At 70.5% G+C, this 4,605-nt stretch carries 5 protein-coding genes; 2 read left to right on the top strand and 3 right to left on the bottom strand.

Annotated elements, in window-relative coordinates:
• On the bottom strand, window positions 1-770 hold a 770-nt coding region (locus tag FNH09_RS44700), incomplete at its 3' end, for a MarR family transcriptional regulator (protein ID WP_152895601.1).
• A gap of 178 nt (window positions 771-948) precedes the next feature.
• Entirely contained in the window at window positions 949-1,899 is a 951-nt protein-coding gene (locus tag FNH09_RS44695; RefSeq protein WP_152895600.1) for a LysR substrate-binding domain-containing protein, read from the bottom strand.
• Between the two features lie 139 nt (window positions 1,900-2,038).
• On the opposite strand from FNH09_RS44695, the gene FNH09_RS44690 reads away from it, so the two are divergent.
• Together FNH09_RS44690 and FNH09_RS44685 are read left to right on the top strand one after the other, a co-directional pair.
• A complete protein-coding gene (locus FNH09_RS44690) occupies window positions 2,039-2,593 on the top strand; it encodes a redoxin domain-containing protein (RefSeq protein WP_162470053.1) in 555 nt (184 codons plus the stop codon).
• 3 nt (window positions 2,594-2,596) lie between these two features.
• Window positions 2,597-3,130 (top strand): alkyl hydroperoxide reductase, encoded by a 534-nt coding sequence (locus FNH09_RS44685; RefSeq protein WP_152895598.1) that lies wholly within the window; start codon window positions 2,597-2,599, stop codon window positions 3,128-3,130.
• 64 nt (window positions 3,131-3,194) lie between these two features.
• On the opposite strand, the gene FNH09_RS44680 is transcribed toward FNH09_RS44685, so the two are convergent.
• Complete coding sequence (locus tag FNH09_RS44680) at window positions 3,195-4,580, bottom strand: AI-2E family transporter (protein ID WP_152895597.1); 1,386 nt, start codon at window positions 4,578-4,580, stop codon at window positions 3,195-3,197.
• Between the last annotated feature and the right edge of the window lie 25 nt (window positions 4,581-4,605).

Genomic DNA, 4,605 nt, shown 5'->3' with positions numbered 1-4,605 from the left:
TCCCTGGGGAGGACGCCCTGGAAGTCGGGCGGCAGCCGGACCGGGATCGGCGCGGGCGCGTCGGCGCACTCCAGCAGCCCTTCGCCGAGCATCCGGGCGAGTTCGACCGTGACGGTGTAGACCCCGCGCCCGGTACGGAAGGCCAGGTCGCGAGCGGTGCGTCGACCGTCGGCGTGGACGAGCAGCTCGCTCTGCAACTCGGTCAGCCGCACCCCGGCGCGGGAGAGCAGGGCGGGAACGGGCCGTTCCCGGTCGGGCCGTACCGGGTACGGCAGCGCGGCGAGGGCGGCCAGTTTGCGGGTCGCGTCCTGGAGCAGCCGGGCCGACGCCTCGCCCACGGCGACCGGGGCGACGGGCGGTTCGGCCCCCTCGGCGGGTTCGCAGTCGTCGACCCGGCCGGCCGTGATCGCGAACGTCGCGTCCTGCAACGCCATCATGCAGACCACCCTGAGCTGGGCGGCTCCGGCGTACCCGTGGGCGATGAGCCCGTCGGCCGGCCAGCGCGAGGCGCCGGACTCCCGCATCAGCTCGTCCCACTGCTCGCCGCTGACCCGGCCGGAGCGCAGCAGCAGGGCGCCGGGGCCGGGGGCACCGGGGCTCTCGACCGAGACGACCAGTCCGTTGCGCAGGTGAAAGCTGCCTCCGGGTGAGCCCGCCACTCGCAGTTCCCCGGTGAACCATTCCCGCCCGCGGTCCATCAGCGAGCGCGACAACAGGTCGTAGCCGACCCGGCCGAGAGAATCCCGAGTGCCCTCACGAATGCCCGACATCACTCCCCTTGGGATTTCGCACATACGGCTGACGCATAACGCTGAGGGGGTATGTGTATCAGCGCGGTCGCGTATTCCGGCGGGGGTCTCCCCACCTGTCGCCAGGTGACGGAAGTTGACGCACCCGGTCACTCAAGGAGATTTGTTCGGCGCGCATTTGAACGATTGATTGAGGTTTTCAGACGCTCCGGTCGAGCACCCGCACCGGCAGCGGACGCAGTGCCTCCCGCAGCGCGGCCGCCAGTTCCTGGTACTCGGCGCCGCGCGCGGCCCCGGTCCGCATGGCGAGCGCGATCCGGCGGGTCGGGGCGGGGTCGGCGAAGAAGCCGGTGAGCAGTTCGGTGCTGCGGGTCGTCTCCACCTTGACTGCGGTGCGCGGCAACAGGGTGCAGCCGAGACCGCCGGCGACGAGCTGGACGAGGGTGGACAGTCCGGCGGCGGTCGTGGTCACCGGGGCGTCCTCGCGGCCGGCCTCGCGGCAGATGTCCAGTGCCTGGTCGCGCAGGCAGTGGCCCTCGTCCAGGAGCAGCAGGTTCAGCTCCCTGAGCGCCTCGCGCGGGATCTCCGCGCGACCGCCGAGCCGGTGGCCGAGGGGGGTGACGAGCACGAAGTCCTCGTCGAACAGCGGGATCTCGACCGTGCCGGGCACTCCGAGGGGCACCGCGAGCAGCAGCAGGTCGAGCCGGCCGGTGGCCAGGCCGTCGAGGAGGTTCGCGGTCTGCTCCTCGTGGACCTGGAGGTCGAGGTGCGGATAGCGGTCGTGGACCAGGCGCAGGACGGTGGGCAGGAGGTAGGGCGCGACGGTGGGGATGACCCCGAGGCGCAGCACACCGGTGAAGGGGGCGCGCAGCGCCTCGGCCTCCTCCATCAGGGCGCCGACCTCCTCCAGTACGGCCTTCGCGCGTACGGCGAGCCGCGCGCCCGCGGGCGACAGCAGCACCTTGCGGGTGGTGCGCTCCAGCAGCGTCACGCCCAGCGTCTCCTCCAGCGCGGAGACGGCACCGGAGAGCGCGGGCTGGCTCATGCCGATCGCCGCGGCCGCGTCACGGAAGTGCAGATGCTCGGCGACGGCGGCGAAGGCGCGCAGTTGGGCGAGGCTGGGCTGGCGTCGCTTGCTTCCCGTACTCATGGTCACTAATAACCACCTCCGATCAACACCACAAAGTGTAGCTATTTCCCTAATCAATGCAGCCTGTGCCACCATCGAAACGATCCAACCCATGAGAAACGCCCCCACAAGGGGTTGTTCTTCGCTGCAAGGAGAGCCTGTGCTCACTGTCGGTGACAAGTTCCCCCAGTTCGAACTGACTGCCTGTGTCTCGCTGGAGAAGGGCAAGGAGTTCGAGACGATCGACCACAAGACCTACGAGGGCAAGTGGAAGATCGTTTTCGCGTGGCCCAAGGACTTCACCTTCGTGTGCCCGACCGAGATCGCGGCCTTCGGCAAGCTGAACGACGAGTTCGCCGACCGCGACGCCCAGATCCTCGGCTTCTCCGGTGACTCCGAGTTCGTGCACCACGCCTGGCGCAAGGACCACGACGACCTGCGTGACCTGCCGTTCCCGATGATGGCGGACTCCAAGCACGAGCTGATGCGCGACCTGGGCATCGAGGGCGAGGACGGCTTCGCCAAGCGCGCCGTCTTCATCGTCGACCAGAACAACGAGATCCAGTTCTCCATGGTGACCGCCGGTTCCGTCGGCCGTAACCCCAAGGAGGTCCTGCGGGTCCTGGACGCGCTCCAGACGGACGAGCTCTGCCCGTGCAACTGGACCAAGGGCGAGGACACGCTGGACGCGGGCGCGCTGCTGGCCGGTGAGTGACGGATGTCCCTCGACTCCCTGAAGTCCCTCGTCCCGGACTACGCCAAGGACCTGAAGCTCAACCTGGGTTCGGTCATCGGCAACTCCGACCTGCCGGCCCAGCAGCTGTGGGGCACGGTGCTGGCGACCGCGATCGCCTCGCGCTCGCCGATCGTGCTGCGCGAGCTGGCGCCGGAGGCCAAGGCGAACCTGTCGCCCGAGGCCTGGACGGCGGCCAAGGCCGCCGCCGCGGTGATGGCGATGAACAACGTCTTCTACCGCACCCGGCACCTGCTGTCGGACCACGAGTACGGCACCCTGCGCGCGGGTCTGCGGATGAACGTCATCGGCAACCCGGGCGTCGACAAGGTCGACTTCGAGCTGTGGTCCTTCGCGGTCTCCGCGATCAACGGCTGCGGCCTGTGCCTCGACTCGCACGAGCAGGTGCTGCGCAAGGCCGGCGTCGACCGTGAGGTCGTCCAGGAGGCCTTCAAGATCGCCTCGGTGATCCAGGCGGTCGGCGTCACGCTGGACGCGGAGGCGGTGCTGGCGGAGTAACTCCGCCCGAGCCTCACGGGCCCCGTTCACCCTCGCGGTGGGCGGGGCCCCTGCCGTTGTCCCGTCAGGGCTGCTTCGGCGGGATCACCGGCGGGTCCACCGGGGCCGCGTCCAGCACCGTCGCGCCCCGCGGGACGGGGGAGGTGCGCAGGGCCGGACCCTGGGCGTACGAACGCAGGTAGCCGACCACCGTGTTGGTCACCGCCACCAGCGGCACCGCGACCACCGCGCCGCCGATGCCCGCGATCATGCCGCCCGCTGCGACGGACAGGACCACAGCCAGCGGGTGCACCCGCACCGCGCGGCCCAGGATGAACGGCTGGAGGACATGGCCCTCGATCTGCTGCACCGCGAGGACCACGGCCAGGGTCATGACGGCCGTGAAGACGCCCTGGGTGACCAGCGCGACGAGGACCGCCAGCGCGCCCGAGGCCACCGCGCCGACCAGCGGGATGAAGGAGAAGAGGAAGATGAACACGGCCAGCGGGACGGCCATCGGGACGTCGAGGAAGTAGATGCCCAGGCCGATGAAGATGGCGTCGATCAGCGCGACGATCACCGTGCCGCGGACGTAGGCCGTCAGGGTGCGCCAGGCGCGCGGACCGGCCCCGGCGACCCCCGGACGGGCGGCCGCGGGGACCAGCTTCAGCGACCACTCCCAGATGCGCCGGCCGTCGTAGAGCAGGAAGAGCGTCGAGAAGACGGTCAGCAGGATGCCGGTCAGCGCCTCGACGACGACCGTCACGCCCTCCAGACCCGCGGAGGTGATCTGGTCGGTGTTCGCCCCGATCGCCTCGCGCAGGTTCTTGGCGATCTGGTTGATCTGTTTGTCCGTGACGTGGAAGGGGCTGTTCAGCAGCCACTTGCGCAGTTCGTCGATGCCGTCCTGGACCTGGTTGGAGAGATCGTCGATGTTCTCCATGACCTGCCAGGTCACGAACCAGCCGATCAGCCCCATGACCACGAAGCCGAGGACGGCCGTGAGCGCGGTGGCCGGGCCGCGCGGCACACCGAGCAGCCGCAGCCGGGCCACCGTCGGCTGGAGCAGGGCGGTGATGAGCAGCGCCGCCACGAAGGCGAGCACCACGAGCTGTACGGCGCTGATGACCCGCATCAGCACCCAGACCGTGCCCGCCAGGACCAGCAGCCGCCAGCCCGCCTCGGAGGCCACCCGTACGGCCCACGGGACCGCCTGCGCCGGGTCCGGGCGGACGGCGACGGCGGGCAGCTCGTACTGCACCGACTCCGGATCGGCCGGGACGGACGCGGGTACGCCGGCCGGGGCCTGCGTGGGCGTCGGGGACGGCGCGGCGGTCGTGGACGTCGGCGCGGGCGGCGGTGCGAGGTCCCCGTGTTCCCGCTCGACCTCGGCGCGGCGCTCGTCGAGGCGCTCGCCGATCTCGGTCAGTCTCGCGCCGATCCGGCTGAGCCACCCTGGCACTCGCGACATGATCCGCCCTCTTCCCCCGTCTCTC

The organism is Streptomyces adustus, from assembly GCF_009377175.1.
Taxonomy (GTDB): domain Bacteria; phylum Actinomycetota; class Actinomycetes; order Streptomycetales; family Streptomycetaceae; genus Streptomyces; species Streptomyces adustus.
The sequence above is the reverse complement of the archived record's forward strand: the minus strand, read 5'-3'. Positions and strand labels throughout refer to the sequence as shown.